General features: G+C 42.9%; 29 protein-coding genes. All 29 read left to right on the forward strand.

What is annotated here, in order from left to right:
- The first annotated feature begins 41 nt into the window (after positions 1–41).
- Positions 42–410: a 50S ribosomal protein L14 gene (gene rplN, locus H3T75_RS06730; protein ID WP_025331700.1), complete on the forward strand. Its 369-nt coding sequence runs from the start codon at positions 42–44 to the stop codon at positions 408–410.
- Between the two features lie 11 nt (positions 411–421).
- Positions 422–745, forward strand: coding sequence for a 50S ribosomal protein L24 (gene rplX, locus H3T75_RS06735; RefSeq protein ID WP_025331699.1), 324 nt, complete (start codon positions 422–424; stop codon positions 743–745).
- Between the two features lie 10 nt (positions 746–755).
- Complete coding sequence (rplE, locus tag H3T75_RS06740; protein ID WP_025331698.1) at positions 756–1,295, forward strand: 50S ribosomal protein L5; 540 nt, start codon at positions 756–758, stop codon at positions 1,293–1,295.
- 2 nt (positions 1,296–1,297) lie between these two features.
- Positions 1,298–1,603: a 30S ribosomal protein S14 gene (gene rpsN, locus H3T75_RS06745; protein ID WP_025331697.1), complete on the forward strand. Its 306-nt coding sequence runs from the start codon at positions 1,298–1,300 to the stop codon at positions 1,601–1,603.
- Between the two features lie 14 nt (positions 1,604–1,617).
- Positions 1,618–2,010: a 30S ribosomal protein S8 gene (gene rpsH, locus H3T75_RS06750; protein ID WP_084564662.1), complete on the forward strand. Its 393-nt coding sequence runs from the start codon at positions 1,618–1,620 to the stop codon at positions 2,008–2,010.
- Between the two features lie 9 nt (positions 2,011–2,019).
- Complete coding sequence (rplF, locus tag H3T75_RS06755) at positions 2,020–2,553, forward strand: 50S ribosomal protein L6 (RefSeq protein WP_025331695.1); 534 nt, start codon at positions 2,020–2,022, stop codon at positions 2,551–2,553.
- A 13-nt stretch (positions 2,554–2,566) separates the two neighbouring features.
- Positions 2,567–2,920: a 50S ribosomal protein L18 gene (rplR, locus tag H3T75_RS06760; protein WP_025331694.1), complete on the forward strand. Its 354-nt coding sequence runs from the start codon at positions 2,567–2,569 to the stop codon at positions 2,918–2,920.
- A gap of 19 nt (positions 2,921–2,939) precedes the next feature.
- Positions 2,940–3,458 (forward strand): 30S ribosomal protein S5, encoded by a 519-nt coding sequence (rpsE, locus tag H3T75_RS06765; protein WP_025331693.1) that lies wholly within the window; start codon positions 2,940–2,942, stop codon positions 3,456–3,458.
- Positions 3,451–3,636 carry a 50S ribosomal protein L30 gene (rpmD, locus tag H3T75_RS06770; protein ID WP_025331692.1) on the forward strand — a complete coding sequence of 62 codons (186 nt, stop codon included), beginning with the start codon at positions 3,451–3,453 and terminating at the stop codon, positions 3,634–3,636. The genes rpsE and rpmD overlap by 8 nt, the downstream gene beginning before the upstream one ends.
- Before the next feature lies 1 nt (position 3,637).
- On the forward strand, positions 3,638–4,072 hold the full coding sequence (gene rplO, locus H3T75_RS06775) for a 50S ribosomal protein L15 (RefSeq protein WP_025331691.1): 435 nt from the start codon (positions 3,638–3,640) through the stop codon (positions 4,070–4,072).
- 13 nt (positions 4,073–4,085) lie between these two features.
- The gene (gene secY / locus H3T75_RS06780; protein ID WP_025331690.1) at positions 4,086–5,402 is read left to right on the forward strand and encodes a preprotein translocase subunit SecY; all 1,317 of its coding nucleotides are present in this window, start codon (positions 4,086–4,088) and stop codon (positions 5,400–5,402) included.
- 5 nt (positions 5,403–5,407) lie between these two features.
- Positions 5,408–5,626: a translation initiation factor IF-1 gene (infA, locus tag H3T75_RS06785; RefSeq protein ID WP_003684714.1), complete on the forward strand. Its 219-nt coding sequence runs from the start codon at positions 5,408–5,410 to the stop codon at positions 5,624–5,626.
- A gap of 18 nt (positions 5,627–5,644) precedes the next feature.
- A complete protein-coding gene (gene rpmJ, locus H3T75_RS06790; protein ID WP_003697674.1) occupies positions 5,645–5,758 on the forward strand; it encodes a 50S ribosomal protein L36 in 114 nt (37 codons plus the stop codon).
- A 56-nt stretch (positions 5,759–5,814) separates the two neighbouring features.
- Positions 5,815–6,177: a 30S ribosomal protein S13 gene (rpsM, locus tag H3T75_RS06795; RefSeq protein WP_025331689.1), complete on the forward strand. Its 363-nt coding sequence runs from the start codon at positions 5,815–5,817 to the stop codon at positions 6,175–6,177.
- A gap of 16 nt (positions 6,178–6,193) precedes the next feature.
- Positions 6,194–6,586, forward strand: coding sequence for a 30S ribosomal protein S11 (rpsK, locus tag H3T75_RS06800; RefSeq protein ID WP_025331688.1), 393 nt, complete (start codon positions 6,194–6,196; stop codon positions 6,584–6,586).
- 15 nt (positions 6,587–6,601) lie between these two features.
- Entirely contained in the window at positions 6,602–7,222 is a 621-nt protein-coding gene (gene rpsD / locus H3T75_RS06805) for a 30S ribosomal protein S4 (protein ID WP_025331687.1), read from the forward strand.
- A gap of 24 nt (positions 7,223–7,246) precedes the next feature.
- Complete coding sequence (gene rpoA / locus H3T75_RS06810; protein ID WP_025331686.1) at positions 7,247–8,233, forward strand: DNA-directed RNA polymerase subunit alpha; 987 nt, start codon at positions 7,247–7,249, stop codon at positions 8,231–8,233.
- A gap of 18 nt (positions 8,234–8,251) precedes the next feature.
- Positions 8,252–8,635 carry a 50S ribosomal protein L17 gene (rplQ, locus tag H3T75_RS06815; RefSeq protein ID WP_025331685.1) on the forward strand — a complete coding sequence of 128 codons (384 nt, stop codon included), beginning with the start codon at positions 8,252–8,254 and terminating at the stop codon, positions 8,633–8,635.
- 449 nt (positions 8,636–9,084) lie between these two features.
- Complete coding sequence (locus H3T75_RS06820) at positions 9,085–9,471, forward strand: hypothetical protein (RefSeq protein ID WP_025331684.1); 387 nt, start codon at positions 9,085–9,087, stop codon at positions 9,469–9,471.
- A gap of 14 nt (positions 9,472–9,485) precedes the next feature.
- Positions 9,486–10,814 carry a tRNA (N6-isopentenyl adenosine(37)-C2)-methylthiotransferase MiaB gene (gene miaB, locus H3T75_RS06825; protein ID WP_198211356.1) on the forward strand — a complete coding sequence of 443 codons (1,329 nt, stop codon included), beginning with the start codon at positions 9,486–9,488 and terminating at the stop codon, positions 10,812–10,814.
- Positions 10,815–11,019: 205 nt separating this feature from the next.
- Positions 11,020–12,333 (forward strand): NCS2 family permease, encoded by a 1,314-nt coding sequence (locus H3T75_RS06830; RefSeq protein WP_041880047.1) that lies wholly within the window; start codon positions 11,020–11,022, stop codon positions 12,331–12,333.
- 125 nt (positions 12,334–12,458) lie between these two features.
- Complete coding sequence (locus H3T75_RS06835) at positions 12,459–13,022, forward strand: carbonic anhydrase (protein ID WP_025331681.1); 564 nt, start codon at positions 12,459–12,461, stop codon at positions 13,020–13,022.
- The gene (gene nadD / locus H3T75_RS06840; protein ID WP_025331680.1) at positions 13,019–13,654 is read left to right on the forward strand and encodes a nicotinate-nucleotide adenylyltransferase; all 636 of its coding nucleotides are present in this window, start codon (positions 13,019–13,021) and stop codon (positions 13,652–13,654) included. Before H3T75_RS06835 ends, nadD begins: the two co-directional genes overlap by 4 nt.
- Positions 13,655–13,716: 62 nt before the next feature.
- Positions 13,717–14,106, forward strand: coding sequence for a ribosome silencing factor (gene rsfS, locus H3T75_RS06845; RefSeq protein ID WP_025331679.1), 390 nt, complete (start codon positions 13,717–13,719; stop codon positions 14,104–14,106).
- Positions 14,107–14,138: 32 nt separating this feature from the next.
- Entirely contained in the window at positions 14,139–14,609 is a 471-nt protein-coding gene (gene rlmH / locus H3T75_RS06850; protein WP_198211357.1) for a 23S rRNA (pseudouridine(1915)-N(3))-methyltransferase RlmH, read from the forward strand.
- Between the two features lie 206 nt (positions 14,610–14,815).
- Positions 14,816–16,693, forward strand: coding sequence for a 1-deoxy-D-xylulose-5-phosphate synthase (gene dxs / locus H3T75_RS06855; protein WP_198211358.1), 1,878 nt, complete (start codon positions 14,816–14,818; stop codon positions 16,691–16,693).
- Between the two features lie 606 nt (positions 16,694–17,299).
- Complete coding sequence (dusB, locus tag H3T75_RS06860) at positions 17,300–18,304, forward strand: tRNA dihydrouridine synthase DusB (RefSeq protein WP_198211359.1); 1,005 nt, start codon at positions 17,300–17,302, stop codon at positions 18,302–18,304.
- Positions 18,305–18,347: 43 nt separating this feature from the next.
- Entirely contained in the window at positions 18,348–18,584 is a 237-nt protein-coding gene (locus H3T75_RS06865; protein ID WP_037394816.1) for a Fis family transcriptional regulator, read from the forward strand.
- A gap of 32 nt (positions 18,585–18,616) precedes the next feature.
- On the forward strand, positions 18,617–20,191 hold the full coding sequence (purH, locus tag H3T75_RS06870; RefSeq protein ID WP_110414709.1) for a bifunctional phosphoribosylaminoimidazolecarboxamide formyltransferase/IMP cyclohydrolase: 1,575 nt from the start codon (positions 18,617–18,619) through the stop codon (positions 20,189–20,191).
- The last annotated feature ends 25 nt before the right edge of the window (positions 20,192–20,216 follow it).

The raw sequence follows: 20,216 nt of genomic DNA on the forward strand, positions 1-20,216 counted from the left end.
CTGAAAGCGGTAAATTAAGTTGGATTTTTAAAGGTAATAACATGATTCAAATGCAGACCATCTTAGATGTGGCTGACAACTCTGGTGCGCGCCGCGTAATGTGCATCAAAGTATTAGGTGGATCTAAGCGTCGCTACGCATCTGTAGGCGACATTATTAAAGTGGCCGTAAAAGACGCAGCTCCCCGTGGTCGCGTTAAAAAGGGCGATGTATATAACGCTGTGGTAGTGCGTACAGCTAAAGGTGTACGTCGTAATGACGGAGCACTGATCAAATTTGATAACAATGCAGCCGTGCTGTTGAATACCAAACTGGAACCAATTGGTACCCGTATTTTTGGCCCGGTAACTCGTGAGCTACGTACTGAGCGATTCATGAAAATCGTTTCATTGGCTCCTGAAGTACTGTAAGTGAGGTTGCAATGAAAAAGATTAAAACTGGTGATCAGGTGATCATTATTGCCGGTAAAGATAAGGGCAAACAGGGTAAAGTAGTGCGTGTTTTGGGTGATAAAGTGATTGTCGACGGCGTAAATCGTGTTAAACGTCACCAGAAACCTAACCCCATGCGTGGGATTGAAGGTGGTGTAATCACCAAAGATGCGCCATTGGCTATTTCCAATGTGGCGATTTTCAATCCGGAAACCCAAAAAGCTGACCGCGTAGGTATCAAAGTAGAAACTGTAGACGGCAAAGTAGTGCGTACCCGTGTATATAAATCTACCGGTGCCGCCGTGGGGGCTTAAGGAGTAATCAATGGCTCGTTTAAAAGACTTTTATAACACTACTGTTGTTCCTGAGTTGACCAAACAGTTCGGTTACAAATCTATCATGGAAGTACCGCGTATTGAAAAAATTACCCTCAACATGGGTGTTGGTGAAGCGGTTGCCGATAAAAAAGTAATGGAACATGCAGTTGGTGATCTGGAAAAAATTGCTGGTCAGAAACCAGTAGTAACTGTAGCACGTAAGTCAATTGCAGGCTTTAAAATCCGTGATAATTACCCGATTGGCTGCAAAGTAACTTTGCGCCGTGATCGTATGTATGAATTTCTGGATCGTCTGATTGCAATCGCTTTGCCGCGTGTACGTGACTTCCGCGGTGTAAATGGTAAATCATTCGACGGTCGTGGTAATTACAACATGGGCGTGCGTGAACAAATTATTTTCCCGGAAATTGAATACGATAAAATTGATGCTTTGCGTGGTTTGAATATTACTATTACCACTACTGCCAAAACTGACGCAGAAGCCAAAGCACTGCTGTCTCTGTTCAAATTTCCGTTTAAGGGTTAATTATGGCTAAGAAAGCACTTATTAATCGTGAGCTGAAGCGTGAAGCTTTGGCAAAAAAATATGCTGCAAAGCGTGAAGCCATTTTCGCCATCATCAATGATGCTAACGCGACTGATGAAGAACATTTTCAGGCACGTCTGAAACTGCAGGCTATCCCGCGTAATGCTGCTCCGATTCGTCAACGTCGTCGCTGCGCTTTGACCGGTCGTCCGCGTGGTAATTTCCGTAAATTCGGCTTGGCCCGTACCAAAATCCGTGAAATCGCCATGCGTGGTGAAATTCCGGGTGTCATCAAAGCCAGCTGGTAATAGGAGTATAAAATATGAGTATGCATGATCCTATTTCCGATATGTTGACCCGTATTCGCAACGCTCAGCGTGCGAATAAAGTCTCTGTAAGTATGCCTTCTTCAAAACTGAAAGTAGCAATTGCCAAAGTTTTGAAAGAAGAAGGCTACGTAGAAGATTTCGCCGTATCTACTGAAACCAAGGCGACATTGGAAATACAATTGAAATATTATGCAGGTCAGCCGGTAATTGAGCGCATTCAGCGCGTATCACGTCCTGGTCTGCGTGTGTATAAAGGTTCCAACGACATTCCTTCTGTAATGAATGGTTTGGGCGTTGTGATTGTGAGCACTTCTAAAGGCGTAATGACTGACCGTAAAGCCCGTGCCAATGGTATTGGCGGTGAGTTATTGTGCGTAGTTGCCTAAGGAGAAAACATGTCTCGAATTGCAAAACATCCGGTAGTGGTTCCGGCTGGCGTTGACGTTAAGTTTTCTCCAGAGGCTATCATTGTTAAAGGTAAAAACGGCGAATTGTCTCTGCATCAGCACGCTGAAGTGAATGTAGCATTGAATGATGGTCAGCTGGTTGTTACCGCCAATGATAACAGTACAAAAGCAAATGCTTTATCCGGTACAGTTCGTGCCTTATTGCACAATATGGTTGTGGGCGTGAGCAATGGTTTTGAGAAAAAGCTGCAGCTGATTGGTGTGGGTTATCGCGCTCAGGCTCAGGGTAAAGTATTGAATCTTTCTTTAGGTTACTCTCATCCGATTAACTACGAATTGCCTGAAGGCATTACTGCTACTACTCCTTCTGCTACCGAAGTAATCATTGCCGGTGCAGATAAACAGGTAGTAGGGCAGGTGGCCGCTGAAATTCGTGGATTCCGTCCGCCGGAACCTTATAAAGGTAAAGGTGTACGTTATGCTGATGAGCGTGTCGTTATTAAAGAAACCAAGAAAAAATAATTGAGGCTCACTGATGGATAAAAATGTAGCAAGACTGCGTCGAGCACGTAAAACCCGTGCCAAAATTGCAGCCCTGAACAAAGTGAGATTGTGCGTTTTCCGCACCAATAATCACATTTATGCCCAGGTTATTAGCGCAGAAGGTGACCGAGTACTGGCTCAGGCCTCTACTCTTGAGGCTGATGTACGTGCCAGCATTAAATATGGCAGCAATGTAGATGCTGCTGTTGTGGTTGGCAAACGCATTGCTGAAAAAGCCAAAGCAGCCGGCATTGATGCAGTGGCTTTTGACCGTTCTGGTTTTCAATACCATGGTCGCGTTAAAGCCTTGGCTGAGGCAGCCCGTGAAAACGGTTTGAGCTTCTAATAAACTGGAGACCAGAAATATGGCAAAACACGAAACTGAAGAACGCGGTGACGGCCTGATTGAAAAAATGGTTGCCGTAAACCGTGTGACCAAAGTGGTTAAGGGTGGCCGCATTATGGCCTTCTCGGCTTTAACCGTAGTAGGTGATGGCGATGGTCGCATTGGTATGGGCAAGGGTAAATCTAAAGAAGTACCTGTGGCCGTACAGAAGGCTATGGATCAAGCCCGCCGCAATATGATCAAAGTGCCTTTGAATGGACGTACCATTCATCACGAAGTAATTGGTCGTCATGGTGCAACCCGTGTATTCATGCAACCGGCCAAAGAAGGTAATGGTGTGAAAGCTGGTGGTCCAATGCGTTTGGTATTTGATGCAATGGGTATTCATAATATCTCTGCTAAAGTACATGGTTCAACCAATCCATACAACATTGTTCGCGCAACTCTGGACGGATTGTCTAAGCTGTATACGCCGGCTGAGATTGCTGCTAAACGTGGCCTGACCGTAGAAGAAATTTTAGGAGCAGATCATGAGTGAGCAAAAAACCATACGCATTACACTGGTTAAAAGTCTGATTGGCACTATTGCAGCTCATCGTGCCTGCGCACGCGGTTTAGGCTTACGTCACCGCGAGCATACTGTTGAAGTGCTTGATACCCCCGAAAATCGTGGCATGATCAACAAAATCAGCTACCTTTTGAAAGTGGAGAAGTAACATGCTTTTGAATACCATTCAACCTGCTGAAGGTGCTAAACACGCGGCTCGCCGTGTAGGTCGTGGCATTGGCAGCGGTTTAGGCAAAACTTGTGGCCGAGGCCATAAGGGTCAAAAAAGCCGTAAAGGTGGTTATCATAAAGTCGGTTTCGAAGGCGGTCAGATGCCTTTGCAACGCCGGCTGCCGAAACGCGGTTTTAAATCTCTGACTGCTAATCTGAATGCAGAAGTGCGTTTAGATGAACTAGCTAAAATTGCAGTTGATGAAATTGATGTTTTAGTTCTGAAACAGGCAGGACTGGTGCCTGCTACTGCTCTGAATGTTAAAATTATTGCTTCAGGCAGTATTGATAAGGCGGTAACTTTAAATGGTATTAAGGCCACCAAAGGTGCGCAACAGGCCATTGAAGCTGCCGGTGGTAAAGTAGCAGAATAAGGCAAGGACTCAAGTGGCTAATCCGCAATCCGCAACAGGACTTTCAAAGTTCGGTGATTTGAAAAATCGTCTGTTATTTTTACTTGGTGCGTTGGTTGTATTCCGCATCGGTTCACATATTCCAGTGCCCGGTGTGGATGGTGCTGCTTTGACCAAATTGTATGAAAGTGCCGGCGGAGGCATATTAAGTATGCTTAATATGTTTTCCGGCGGTTCTCTGCAAAGGTTCAGTATTTTTGCAATAGGTGTGATGCCCTATATTTCAGCCTCAATTATTATTCAGCTTGCTTCTGAAATTATTCCTTCATTGAAGGCTCTAAAAAAAGAAGGTGAGGCGGGGCGCCGTACTTTGACCAAATATACCCGTTACGGTACTGTTTTGCTGGCCACTTTGCAAAGCTTTGGTGCTGCTGCATTTGTTTACCAGCAAAATGTAGTAGTTTCCGGTCAGATTGAGTTTTATTTCTCGACTATGGTTTGTCTGGTTACAGGAACCATGTTTCTGATGTGGCTGGGTGAACAAATTACTGAACGTGGTATAGGTAATGGTATTTCGCTGATTATTACCGCCGGTATTGCAGCCAGTCTGCCTGCCGGTATTGGTCGTTTGCTGACATTAACCAGTCAGGGATCAATTAGTTATCTGATGGCTGTTGCACTGATTGTTGGTGCGCTGGCATTGATATATGCTGTTGTATATATTGAAAGTGCACAACGTAAAGTACCTGTGCAATATGCCAAACGTCAGGTAGGTAATCGTATTATGCAGGCGCAAAACTCTCATCTGCCGTTCAAACTGAATATGGCCGGGGTTATTCCGCCAATATTTGCATCCAGTATCATTTTGTTTCCTTCTACTTTGTTAAGCTGGTTTGGTTCGGCAAATCCTGATAGTTGGTTACAGAAACTGGCTACATTATTGCAGCATGGTCAGCCTGTTTATATTTTGTTATTTGCAGCTACTATTATCTTCTTTTGTTATTTCTATACGGCTTTGGTGTTCAGTCCAAGGGAAATGGCAGAAAATCTGAAGAAAAGTGGTGCTTTCGTTCCGGGTATCCGGCCTGGTGAGCAAACCAGTCGTTATCTGGAGAAAGTTGTATTGCGTTTGACCTTTTGGGGCGCAATTTATATTGCTATCGTGTGCCTGATTCCGGAAGTGCTGACTTCTGCGATGAATGTACCTTTCTACCTAGGTGGCACCTCACTACTTATTCTGGTGGTGGTGACCATGGATTTTAAAACGCAAATCGCTTCTTACGTAATGAGCAGTCAGTATGAACATCTGATGAAGCGTTCTGCGATGAAATCATTATCATCACGTCGTTAAGTATTATGGCTAAAGAAGATACCATACAAATGCAGGGTGAAATTCTTGAAACCCTGCCCAACGCAACTTTTAAAGTTAAACTTGAAAACGATCACGTCGTTTTAGGTCATATCTCTGGAAAAATGCGCATGCATTACATTCGTATTTCCCCCGGTGATAAAGTGACTGTGGAATTGACTCCGTACGATTTGACTCGTGCCCGCATCGTTTTCCGCGCCCGCTAAGAGTAGAAAGGAAATAATATGCGCGTTCAGCCATCGGTAAAGAAAATTTGCCGTAATTGTAAAATCATTCGTCGTAATCGTGTCGTACGCGTGATTTGTACTGACCCTCGTCATAAACAACGCCAAGGCTAATGGATAACCATAAGTCTTTGTGTTATAGTGACAGACTTTTGCCCTAAGGAAAAAATATGGCTCGTATTGCAGGGGTAAATATCCCTAACAATGCCCATATCGTAATTGGCCTTCAGGCTATTTATGGTATTGGTTCGTCTCGCGCTAAACTGGTTTGCGAAGCTGCCGGCGTTGTGCCGAGCACTAAAGTAAAAGATTTAGACGAGACTCAGCTTGATGCTTTGCGTGAACAGATTGCCAAATACCATGTGGAAGGTGATCTGCGCCGTGAAGTAACCATGAATATCAAACGTTTGATGGACATGGGCTGTTATCGTGGTCTGCGTCATCGTCGTGGTTTACCGTGCCGTGGTCAGCGTACCCGTACCAATGCGCGTACGCGTAAAGGTCCGCGTAAAGCGATCGCAGGCAAGAAATAATTGATAAGGAATAATAATGGCTAAAGCAAACACAGCTCGTGTGCGCAAGAAAGTACGTAAATCCGTAAGTGAAGGTATTGTGCATGTACATGCATCTTTCAATAATACCATCATTACTATCACTGACCGTCAGGGCAATGCATTATCTTGGGCTACCTCTGGCGGTGCTGGTTTTAAAGGTTCACGTAAGAGCACACCATTTGCCGCTCAGGTTGCGGCAGAAGCAGCTGGTAAAGTTGCCCAAGAGTATGGCGTAAAAAATCTGGAAGTTCGCATTAAAGGGCCGGGTCCTGGTCGCGAATCTTCTGTGCGTGCGCTCAACGCTCTTGGTTTCAAGATTACCAGTATTACAGACGTTACTCCATTGCCGCACAATGGTTGTCGGCCACCTAAAAAACGTCGTATCTAACAGGAGTATTTGAGTATGGCACGTTATACCGGCCCGAAATGTAAATTAGCCCGTCGTGAGGGCACAGATCTGTTTCTGAAGAGTGCACGTCGCTCTCTGGATTCAAAATGTAAACTTGACTCTGCTCCCGGCCAGCATGGCGCAAAAAAACCGCGTTTGTCCGGCTATGGTCTGCAATTACGTGAAAAACAGAAAATCCGCCGTATTTACGGTGTGTTAGAACGTCAGTTCCGCCGTTATTTTGCTGAAGCAGCCCGTCGTAAAGGTTCGACTGGTGAATTGCTGCTTCAGTTGTTGGAGTCTCGTTTAGACAACGTGGTATACCGTATGGGGTTTGGCTCTACTCGTGCTGAAGCCCGTCAATTGGTATCTCACAAAGCCATTACCGTGAACGGTCAGGTTGTAAACATCCCTTCTTTTCAGGTGAAAGCTGGTGATGTGGTTGCTGTTCGCGAAAAAGCCAAAAAACAGGTGCGAATTCAGGAAGCATTCAGTCTTGCCAGTCAGATTGGTTTACCAAGCTGGGTTTCTGTTGAAGAAGGCAAGCTGGAAGGTGTTTTCAAAAACATGCCAGATCGCACTGAATTGAGTGGCGATATTAATGAACAGCTGGTGGTAGAGTTTTACTCTAAATAAAGCTGGTTAAGTGAGGACAGTTAAATGCAAAACACATCCGAATTCTTGAAGCCACGTCAAATTGACGTTGACACCTTGTCTGCTACCCGTGCCAAAGTGTCTATGGAGCCTTTTGAACGTGGTTTCGGCCATACCTTGGGTAATGCTTTGCGTCGTATCTTACTGTCATCAATGAATGGTTATGCGTCGACAGAAGTAACGATTGAAGGCGTATTGCATGAATATTCTACACTTGACAGCGTTCAGGAGGATGTTGTTGATATTCTACTGAACCTGAAAGGTGTAGTATTTAAAGTGCATGGCCGCACAGAAGTAACTTTAAGTTTGAAAAAATCAGGTGCCGGTGTTGTTACCGCAGCTGATATTGAGTTACCTCATGATGTCGAAATTGTTAACCCTGATCATGTTATCTGCCACCTGTCTGAAGGTGGTAGTATCAATATGGAAATTAAGGTTGAACAAGGCAGAGGCTATGAGTCTGTGTCAGGCCGTCGTAATAAAGACGACCACAAACGTATCGGCGCTATTCAACTAGATGCAAGCTTTTCGCCTATCAGTCGTGTCAGCTTTGAAGTAGAACCTGCTCGTGTTGAGCAGCGTACTGATTTAGATCGTCTGGTTCTGGATATTGAAACTAACGGTGCTATTGACCCTGAAGAAGCAGTTCGCAATGCGGCCTGTATTTTAATTGATCAAATGTCAATTTTTGCAGATTTACAGGGAACTCCAGTTACCGTGGTAGAAGAGAAAGAACCACCGATTGATCCGATTCTGCTTCGTCCAGTTGATGATCTGGAGTTGACCGTTCGTTCAGCAAACTGCTTGAAAGCTGAAGATATTTACTATATTGGCGATTTGATTCAACGCACAGAGACTGAATTGTTGAAAACCCCGAATCTGGGTAGAAAATCTCTGAACGAAATCAAGGAAGTCCTGGCTTCCAAAGGATTGACGTTGGGTTCAAAACTGGAAGCCTGGCCGCCGGCCAGTCTGGAAAAGCCACAAGTTTGATGATTAAAGGATAATGACATGCGTCATCGTAATGGTAACCGCAAATTAAATCGCACCAGCAGTCATCGCGCTGCTATGTTGCGTAATATGGCCAATTCTTTATTGACTCACGAAACAATTGTAACTACTTTGCCGAAAGCAAAAGAGTTGCGTCGTGTAGCTGAACCATTGATTACTTTAGGTAAAAAGCCTTCACTGGCTAATCATCGTTTAGCTTTTAATCGTACACGTGATCGTGATGTTGTTGTTAAATTATTCAATGAGTTAGGCCCGCGCTTTGCTAATCGGAATGGTGGCTATCTGCGCATATTGAAGTATGGCTTCCGTAAAGGCGATAATGCTCCGCTGGCTCTGGTCGAGTTGGTTGAGAAAGCACCTGAATCTGAAGCTGTAGCTGAGTAATCAGGCTTCACGAACAAGCCAGCCTTTAGGCTGGCTTGTTTCATTTTGATTTTTTGCTTTATGGTTTTGTGAATAGTTTGAAAATGTGTATTTATTTAGTAGTTGAGATGTATTAATTCAGTATATATCTATAAATTTTAGTAGGTACGATTCGCTACTTTTTTCATCATTGAATAAGTTTGTTTTTTTGTTATGATGCCGAAAAATGTAGTTATTTTAGGAATTAATCAATACACAAATAAAAAGCTGATTTTTGAACCGAATTTAAACTACTTGTTTAGTGTAAGTTTATTACTGTAATTCTATTTAAATATATTTGTTTGATTTGATAAGTTTGTATTTACTGTTTTAGCTTTTCAGAATTCGTTTTTCTTAAAAAGCTGCTGTTTATCTCTCTTCTGCGTATAATTATTGACTCTTAGCTGACTATTGTTATTTAAGGAGAAATCATGAAATATTTACGTTTAGTATTGTTGAGCCTGATTTTTTTATCCTCTTCATTAGTATGGGCAGGTCGTGTTTTACCTAATGATATTCATATAGTTGTATTGAAACAAGCAGAAGGACAGCAGGTTGTATTAGGAACGGCAAAAAAGGCATGGTTACGTACGTTAAGTCTGGGCTTAGTTAAAGGTAATAAAACATTTCAATTAAGCAGGGGAGTACGTATACATGATACAAATAATCGTTTTGTTACGTATAACAATTTGTACAAATTTAAGAATGCAACGATAGCAGTGCGGGTTGACAGAGCAAATCAGATTCAGGAAATCTGGGTACTGACTGATGAAGAGCAGGACGCATTAGTGAGACCCAATAATCCGCAGGTTGAATAATTATTGTAGGTGTTATGAAAAAAGTATTTATACGAACCTTTGGTTGTCAGATGAATGAATACGACAGTGAAAAAATGCTGTCTGTTCTGGCAGAAGGGCAAGCTTTAGAACGAACTGACAGGGCTGAAGATGCAGATATTATTCTTTTTAATACCTGCTCGGTTCGGGAAAAGGCTCAGGAAAAAGTATTTTCAGATTTGGGGCGTATTCGACCTTTGAAAGTTAAAAATCCGGATTTAATTATCGGCGTCGGTGGTTGTGTGGCTTCACAAGAAGGTGAGGCAATTATTCAGCGCGCACCTTATGTGGATGTGGTTTTCGGTCCTCAGACTTTGCATCGTTTACCACAAATGATTCTTGATAAGGAAACCAGTGGTCTGTCACAGGTAGATATTTCTTTTCCGGAAATAGAAAAATTTGATCATTTACCGCCTGCACGTGTTGAAGGTGGAGCAGCGTTCGTATCTATTATGGAAGGCTGTTCCAAATATTGCAGTTTTTGTGTTGTACCCTACACGCGCGGAGAGGAATTTTCACGTCCACTTGACGATGTGCTTACTGAAATTGCCGGTCTGGCACAACAGGGTGTCAAAGAAATTAATCTGCTGGGACAAAACGTAAACGCCTATCGCGGCGATATGGGTGATGGTGAAATCTGTGATTTCGCAACGTTGCTGCGCATAGTGCATGAGATACCCGGTATTGAACGCATGCGCTTTACGACTAGCCACCCGCGTGAATTTTCTGATGCAATCATTGAGTGTTATCGTGATTTACCTAAGCTGGTATCACATTTGCATCTTCCGGTACAGTCTGGTTCCGACCGTGTTTTAATGGCAATGAAACGTGGCTATACAGCCTTAGAGTATAAACATATTATCCGTAAGTTGCGGGCTATCCGGCCGGATTTATGTTTAAGTTCAGACTTTATTGTTGGCTTTCCGGGAGAAACTGAGCGTGAGTTTGAGCAAACTCTGAAGTTAGTACAAGACCTGGCTTTTGATTTAAGCTTTGTATTTATCTATAGTCCGCGTCCGGGAACACCGGCAGCAAATTTACCGGATGATACTCCTCATGCTGAAAAAGTACGTCGTCTGGAAGCATTAAATACAGTGATTGAAGCTGAGACAGCGCGTATTAATCAATCTATGCTTGGCAGTGTACAGCGCTGTCTTGTAGAAGGTGTGTCTAAAAAAGATCCTGATCAGTTACAGGCGCGTACAGCAAATAACCGGGTAGTTAATTTTACAGGGCATCCTCGTCTGATTAATCAGATGGTAGAGCTGGAAATCACTGAGGCACATACTTTTTCTTTACGCGGAAAAATGGTTTTAGCCGATTAAGTGATTAATCTTTCTAATAAGGGGAAACGCTGCATTAATCCATTTATCTGGATACCGGAACATGTACATTAATACAGTATAAAGGCTGTGCTTGTTGTCGGAATGTGATGCTATATTTATTTGTTTTTTCGTCTGGTTATCAATAAACATTTATTAATGATAACCGGTTTTGTCTGGCCTTTGTTCAGTATTAAAAGGAATTGGCATGAGCCCAGCGGGTACTTCTTTTCTGGATCGTTTTTTTAAAATTAAAGAAAGTGGCAGCAGTGTGCGCACTGAGGTGTTAGCCGGTCTGACTACTTTTTTGGCAATGAGCTATATTCTGGTAGTTAATCCTTCTATTCTTAAGGATGCCGGAATGGATTTTGGTGCGGTATTTGTCGCTACCTGTATTTCTTCAGCTTTTGCCTGCATGATGATGGGATTGGTAGCCAATTATCCGATCGCCCTCGCGCCCGGTATGGGACTGAATGCTTATTTTACTTATGCTGTTGTAAAAGGTATGGGTATATCATGGCAGGTAGCACTGGGTGCAGTTTTTGTTTCCGGTATTGTTTTTATTATCTTAAGCCTGTTTAAGGTGCGCGAAGCGATTGTTAATTCACTACCGAATTCTCTCAAGTATTCTATTGGCGGCGGTATTGGTTTATTTCTGGCTCTGGTTGCGCTCAAAAGTGCCGAAGTAGTGGTATCTAATCCGAACACTCTGGTCAGCCTGGGTGATATTCATTCTCCTCAGGTGCTGTTGACGATCGTGGGCTTTTGTTTCATAGTTACTTTGGAGCATTTCCGCATACGTGGCGGAATTATTATCGGTATTTTGGCAATTACGGCTATTGCTTCAGTAGCAGGTCTTAATGAGTTTAAGGGAATATTTGCGCCGGTTCCCTCTCTGGCTCCTACCTTTTTACAGCTGGATTTTCATGATTTATTTAGCATGAGTCTAGTTAGCGTTATTTTTGTGTTTTTCTTTGTGGATTTATTTGACAGTACCGGTGTTCTGATTGGTGTTGCCGGACGTGCCGGTTTGTTGGTGGATGGCAAATTACCACGGGTAAAAAAAGCGTTGCTGGCCGATTCAACGGCAATTGTAGTCGGTGCCGGGCTGGGTACTTCTTCTACTACTGCTTATGTAGAGTCGGCAGCCGGAGCAGCTGCAGGCGGCCGTACAGGTCTGACAGCAGTGGTGGTTGGTCTTCTGATGCTGGCCAGTTTGTGGTTTTCCAAGCTTGCTGCCAGTGTGCCGGCATATGCTACTGCGCCTGCTTTGTTATATGTGGGTGTACTGATGATGCGCAGTATGATGGAAATTGACTGGAAAGATGTATCTGAAGCTGCACCTGCATTTTTTACACTGATTTTTATGCCTTTCGCTTATTCAATTGCAGATGGCATTGCAATGGGTTTTATTAGTTATGCACTAATTAAACTGTTCTGTGGCAGAGTTAAAGAAGTTTCTTATATGGTGTGGATTATTGCTGTACTATGGGCTTTTAAATTGCTCTGGTTAGGTGCATAGACAGTTCGGTTTGTTAACAGGCAGCCGTTGGGCTGCCTGAATATTTTATGGTTTTTGTTCTTCGGGCTGATGTATCAATGTAATAAGATTCATGTAACGATTAAATAAATGCAGAGGGAGAAATTATGTCTTTAATCGATGAAATTATGGACTTTAATCAGAGATTTGTTGATGCAGAAGAGTATGAGCAATTTTTTACAGATAAATATCCGGAAAAAAATCTGGCGATTGTTTCCTGTATGGACGCACGGATTCTGGATTTATTACCCCGTGCTCTGGGATTGAAGAATGGAGATGCTAAGGTAATTCGTAATGCCGGTGCTTTAGTCACCCATCCCTGGGGTTCCGTGATGCGTTCATTACTAGTGGCTGTATTTGAAATGAATGTAACTGAAATTATGGTGATCGGGCATTATGATTGTGGCATGCAGGAATTACATGTGCCTGATATGCTTGATCGGATGCGCGCCCGGGGTATCAGCGATGAGCGCCTTGAAATTCTGGAAAATGCCGGCGTAGATTTCCATAAATGGTTAACTGATTTTGATTGTGTGGAAGATGCTATTATGCATTCGGTGAATATGATACGTAAGCATCCTCTGATGCCCAGTGAGATTAGGGTGCATGGTCTGGTTATTCATCCGATTACCGGTAAGCTGAATATTGTGGTTAACGGAAATAAAGTATGAAACGTATCGGTTTGTTTGGCGGTACTTTTGATCCTCCGCATAATGGGCATATTCATATTGCACAGGGTTTTGCCGATGAGTTAATGCTGGATAATGTTATTTTTATTCCGGCTGGTGATCCGTATCATAAACCGACAGTTATCTGTACACCGGCACTACAACGTCTTGCTATGGTGGAAAGGGCAATTAGTACAGACAAACGTTTTAGTGTGTCTGATTGCGATGTACTGCGTAATGGACCTACATATACTATTGATACAGTATCTCTGTTTCGTCAGGTATTTCCGCAGACTCAGTTATGGTGGTTGCTGGGAATGGATTCATTGTTGCAATTACCTCACTGGCATCGCTATCAGGCTCTGCTACAAAGTGTGAATCTGGCAATTGCTCAGCGCGGTCAACAGAGATTAACCGATTTGCCGGAATCATTGCAGCAATGGTTGCCAGATGCACTGGCTAAAAATATGACTGTACCGGATGGTAGTGATGGCGGACGTGCAGTTTTATTACAAACATCATTTTTACCAGTCAGCTCAACTGATATTCGTGCAAAATGGTCATCAGGTCATCATGATGATGTTCCGGAGACTGTGGCTGAATACATCGACCATGAAGGTCTTTATCAGGCATAATTTATATTTATAGAGTATTTCTAAGCTGGAAATGCTTTTAACATAATAGGGTATTTTACTATATGGATGAAAATCTTATCGCTCAATGGGAAAATATGGTAGCCGTTAGCGTTAATGCACTTGAAGATATTAAAGGAAAAGATATTATTGTGCTGGATACTTCAGCACAAACTTCACTGTTTTCACGCATGATTATTGCCAGTGGTGACAGTACACGTCAGGTGAAAGCTCTGGCCAATAATGTGGCTGTCGATTTGAAAGAGGCTGGTTATGAAATTATCAGCACTGAAGGTCTTGATAGCGGTGAATGGGCATTGGTTGATGCCGGTGATCTGGTTGTGCATGTTATGCAGCCGGCAGTACGCGATTATTATGATATTGAAGCTTTGTGGGGTGGTGAAAAACCTTCCTTTCATGCAGGGGCAGCTAAGCCATGGCAGGCTGCAGATTGATGTGTGCCGGATACTAATTTTACTGGAATTGAATGAATATTACTGTGCTGGCGGTAGGAACGAAAATGCCGCAATGGGTAGATTATGCTGTGACCGATTACAGTAAAAGATTTGGTCGTGAAATTCAGCTTCAGCTTAAAGAAATCAAGCCGGAAAAGCGTGGTCCCGGAACGAGTACAGCGCAGGCAATGGCTGCAGAAGAGGCGCGTATTGTTGCAGCCATTCCTGCGCATAGTTATCTAATAGTTCTGGATGAGCGCGGAAAAGCACCAACTTCGATGGAACTCGCTGACTGGTTAAAAAAATGGCAGCATCAGGGTGATAATCTGTGTTTTGTTATTGGTGGTGCCGATGGTATGACTGATAGTTTAAAGCAGCGGGCGAATTTGTTATTGCGGCTCTCCAGTCTTACTTTACCTCATGGTATGGTGCGGGTATTGCTGACAGAGCAGCTTTATCGTGCACAGTCGATTCTGCTTAATCATCCTTATCATCGTGAGTAATTCAATAGTGTTGATTGGTAATTTAAGATTGAATTGTTTTGATTGACTGAAATTATTTGGATGAATCCGGATAAAAATAATTTATCGTCATACAATGAAATACCCCCGTGCAGGGGGTATGCTGGTATATAATTACTCTGCATTTACTTGGCAGGTATTTGATCTGTCATCCGGATTAATAAATTAATAATAAGCAAAGTCTGATCATGAATCCTACACCACTGCTTGATACCATTGATTTACCGCAGGATGTTCGTCGTTTACAAAAAACACAGTTACCTAAGCTGGCCGATGAATTACGCTCCTATTTACTGGAATCAGTAAGTAAAACAGGTGGACACTTTGCCAGTAATCTGGGGGCAATTGAGTTAACTGTTGCTTTGCATTATGTATATCAGACGCCATATGACCATCTGATTTGGGATGTAGGGCATCAGAGTTATCCGCATAAAATTCTGACCGGACGTAAGCAACGCATGAATACAATGCGGCAATGCGGTGGTCTGGCCGGGTTTCCTAAACGCAGTGAGTCTGAATATGATGTGTTTGGCGTCGGTCATTCCTCTACTTCGATTGGTGCTGCTCTGGGTATGGCTGTTGCTGATAAATTACAGCATAAAACCAATCGTAGTGTGGCTATTATTGGTGACGGGGCAATGACGGCGGGACAGGCATTTGAAGCGTTGAATAATGCCGGGGATATGGATATTGATTTGCTGGTTATTCTCAACGATAACGAAATGTCTATTTCACCCAATGTGGGAGCTTTACCCAAATATTTGGCGAAAAATCCTTTGCATGATGTAAAAGACTTAGTGAAATCTATCAAGCACAAATCAGAAAAAGTGCTGAGTCTGGTTCCGGGCGCTCTGGATGTGGCTCAGCGGGTAGAAAATAAAATTAAGGGACTGATTGAAGAAAGCTCCAGCTCTGAAACTTTATCATTATTTGATAATTTTGGATTTACCTATTCCGGTCCGGTTGACGGGCATGATGTGATTCAACTGGTAGATGTATTGCAGGAAATGCGCAGCCGTAAAGGGCCGCAATTGTTGCATATTATTACTAAAAAAGGGCATGGTTATAAACTGGCAGAAAATGATCCGGTTGCATTTCATGCTGTCAGTGCATTTGATCCTCAGCAGGGTTTGCATTCATCTGCCGGGGCTGCTAAACCCACGTATACACAGATTTTTAGTCAGTGGATAATCGATCAGGCCGCAGCAGACAATAAATTACTGGCCATTACTCCGGCAATGCGTGAAGGCAGTGGTCTGGTAGAGTTTGAGAAGCTTTACCCTGAACGTTATTTTGATGTAGGTATTGCAGAACAGCATGCGGTTACTTTTGCTGCCGGACTTGCCTGTGAGCAGATGAAGCCGGTTGTAGCAATTTATTCAACTTTTCTGCAACGTGCTTATGATCAGCTGATTCATGATGTGGCATTACAGAATTTGCCGGTTTTGTTTGCTATTGATCGCGGCGGAATTGTCGGTGCAGATGGTCCGACACATGCGGGTGTCTATGATTTAAGCTATTTGCGCTGTGTACCCAATCTGGTAATTGCTGTTCCTAGTGATGAACGCGAATGCCGTTTACTATTATCAAGCTGCTATCAGCTTAATCAGCCGGCGGCTGTGCGTTATCCGCGTGGTACGGGTACCGGTATCGAAGCGGGATCAGATTTGTCCACAGTAGCAATTGGTAAGGGAGTAGTACGCCACAAAGGAAGTAAAATTGCTTTGGTAGCGTTTGGTAGTATGGTACAACCGGCACTGACTGTAGCTAATGCTATTGATGCTACAGTAGCAGATATGCGTTTTGTCAAACCACTGGATACAGAGTTATTAGTACAGCTGGCAGCAGAACATGATTATATAGTTACGCTTGAAGAAAACAGTAAAATTGGCGGTGCAGGAAGTGCTGTGCTTGAAGCGCTAGTACAGCATAATCTGACTAAACCCGTTTTGACACTCGGAATTCCTGATATTGTTACTGAACATGGTGATACAGCACGATTGTTAGCGCAAATGGGATTAAGTGCAGAAAAAATTCAGCAACAAATTCTACAATGGATAGAATAATTATTATCTGAATAGTATCAGGCAGCTTAATAGAGTTTTTATCTTAATAAAACTTTATTAAGCTGCTCTTTTAGTATGATGGACTGTATTTGTAGCTTTCAATATCTTCCTGCCAGTTAACTGTACCTAAGATCATTTAACTTCACACAAAATAAAATAAATATTGCCAGCAAGCTTTAAAATCACTTTAAATATCACCTGTAATCTGCTTGTGGTTATTTGACCAACAAGTCGACAGGCTGTTTTATATCTTCTTATCCAAGTGCTGACATTTTGAAATAGTCGCTTTATTGCAGCAGAGATAAATATAAGCAGATAGCATAAAATTTATTATATTCTGGCCTGTTAGTTAGTATTTTACTCGTAATCGATTAATCAGTATTTAACCGATGCAGCAAATATCTATTTCGGACATCTGAAAGCAAATTGCAGAAAACAAACTGGGCTAAAGTATTAGCGGGCTAAAACTATTTTATATTTAATAAATAATTTTTTTAAATTAATCAATGAACTATTTTAATAATATTATTTATATTTGGAGTGAATGCCTAAAAAATGTACAATATTTAGATATTTATTCTTCTTTCTCCGTTTGATTTAGCAATTATGCAAATTGGTTGTTATCAGCTTGCTACTCCGTTTGCCTTAGCTCCGATGGCAGGCATAACTGATAAACCTTTCCGTCAGTTATGCCGTGAATTTGGTGCAGGCTGGGCTGTAAGTGAAATGATTACCAGTGATCCTTATTTACAGAAAACTCGTAAGACTTTGCAGCGGGCAGACTACGACGGTGAAAGCGGGGTCAGGGTAGTACAGATTGCGGGTAGTGATCCGCAGCAGCTGGCCGAGGCTGCCTGCTATAATGTAGCTCGTGGTGCTGAAGTAATTGATATTAATATGGGCTGCCCAGCAAAAAAAGTATGTAATGTATTGGCTGGCAGTGCTCTATTACAAAATGAATCGCTGGTTAAGGCTATTTTGCAAACCGTTGTCGGCGCAGTTGATGTTCCGGTAACGCTGAAAACCCGTCTGGGATGGGATGACGATCATCGTAATATTTTAACCATTGCGCAAATAGCTGAACAGGCAGGAATTGCTGCTCTTGCTATCCACGGCCGAACACGAACGCAAATGTACCGGGGAACGGCAAGTTATGATCTGATTACACAAGTACGACAGAAGATAAACCTGCCATTATGGGTTAACGGTGATATTACCAGCCCGCAAAAAGCGATTGATATAAAACAACAAACCGGAGCCGATGGTGTGATGATCGGGCGCGCTGCACAGGGACAGCCATGGTTGTTCCGTGATTTGGTACATTACTATAAGCATGGTTGTTTACCGCAGGCACTGACCGTAGCGGAGCATGCACAGATTATAGTTAATCATGTTTCTGCTATACATGATTTTTACGGGATATTTACGGGGATGCGCATTGCCCGTAAACATATTGGCTGGTATGTGTCTGGTTTACCGGAAGGTGAAATTTTTCGCAGACAGGTGAATACGACAGATGATGCGCAAATACAGTTGCAGCTGGTTAATGATTTTCTGGATAGGCAAGTAGCACAATTAACAGAATGGCCATGTGATTACCGTGAGCAATAAGCAGTTTGCCCTGAGTTATATAAGGAAAATGTAAATGAGTGAAATGCCTAAAGTTAGTATCGCTCAATGTATAGAGGCAAATGTACGTCAATATTTTGCTGATCTTGATGGTGAAACACCTTGTGCAGTATATGATATGGTATTACAGCAGATGGAACTACCGCTATTACGTTGTGTAATGGACGTATGTGATAACAATCAGACACGTGCAGCACAAATTCTTGGTTTGAACCGCAATACTTTACGTAAAAAATTAATCCAGCATCATCTGCTGGATTAAATCAGTAATATTCGCATATTAAGGGAGAAATCATGGCTGTAATCAAACGGGCACTGCTGAGTGTATCAGACAAAACTGGTGTAATTGAATTTGCGCATCAGCTGGCACAATTAGGAGTTGAATTGCTGTCAACCGGCGGCACAGCCAGTTTACTGGCTGATGCCGGTATTGCTGTCACTGAAGTGGCAGACTATACGGGTTTTCCGGAAATGCTGGACGGACGGGTTAAAACATTACATCCGAAAATTCATGGCGGTATTCTGGGACGACGTGACTGTCCTGAGCATGTAGCACAAATGGCAGAGCATGATATTGGAACCATTGATCTGGTTTGTGTAAATTTGTATCCATTTGCGGCAACAGTAGCTAAACCTGACTGTACACTGGAAGATGCTATTGAAAACATTGATATTGGTGGTCCGACAATGGTGCGTTCTGCAGCCAAAAACTGGCGGGATGTTGCCATTGTTACAGATTATCATGATTATGAAGCCGTTATTGCTGAAATACAGCAGCTTGGCAGTTTAACCGCGCAAACGCGTTTTAATCTGGCACGAAAAGCTTTTGCCCATACAGCTCAATATGACGGCATGATCACTAATTACCTGACTCGTATTGACGATCAAAATCTGTCCGGAAAGCCGCAATTACACACTTTTCCTCAGCAATATAATCAGAACTGGTTGAAAGTGCAGGATTTACGCTATGGAGAAAATCCTCATCAGCAGGCAGCATTTTATCGTGATGTGAAGCCGGCTGCCGGTAGTCTGGCTAATTATCAGCAATTGCAAGGCAAAGAATTATCGTATAACAATATTGCTGATGCCGATGCAGCGTGGGAGGCTGTTAAATCTTTTACTCAGCCAGCCTGTGTTATCGTTAAGCATGCTAACCCTTGCGGAGTAGCAGTTGCAGCGGATACGTTAACCGCTTACCGTCTGGCATTTGCTACCGATACAACCAGTGCATTTGGCGGTATTATCGCGTTTAACCGTGAGGTAGATGCAGCAACAGTAGAAGCAGTTACCGGTCAGTTTCTTGAGGTATTAATGGCACCCGGATTCAGTGCAGAGGCAAAAGCTATTATTGCTGCTAAAAAAAATGTACGTGTGCTTGAAATTCCTTTGTCAGCCGGAGCCAATCAGTTTGAATTAAAGCGTGTTGGCGGTGGTCTACTGGTACAGACACCGGATAATCATCAGATCGAAAAAGCACAATTGCAGGTAGTCACATTACGTTCACCGACTGACCAAGAAATGCATGATTTACTGTTTGTATGGAAAGTAGCGAAATACGTAAAATCGAATGCAATTGTTTTTGGTAAAGGCGGTCAAACCTACGGTATCGGGGCAGGTCAGATGAGCAGGGTTGATTCAACCAGAATCGCTGCCCGTAAGGCACAGGATGCAGGTTTTGAACTGACAGGTGCCTGTGCTGCCTCAGATGCATTTTTTCCTTTCAGAGATGGTGTAGATGTAATTGCTGCGCAGGGTATTAAAGCCATTATTCAGCCTGGCGGTTCTGTACGGGATGAAGAGGTGATTAATGCAGCCAATGAGCATGGTATAGCAATGGTCGTAACCGGAGTACGCCACTTTCGCCATTAATATACAGTATTAGTGCAGCAAAAAA

Source organism: Snodgrassella sp. W8135 (genome assembly GCF_016101225.1).
Taxonomy (GTDB): Bacteria; Pseudomonadota; Gammaproteobacteria; order Burkholderiales; family Neisseriaceae; genus Snodgrassella; species Snodgrassella alvi.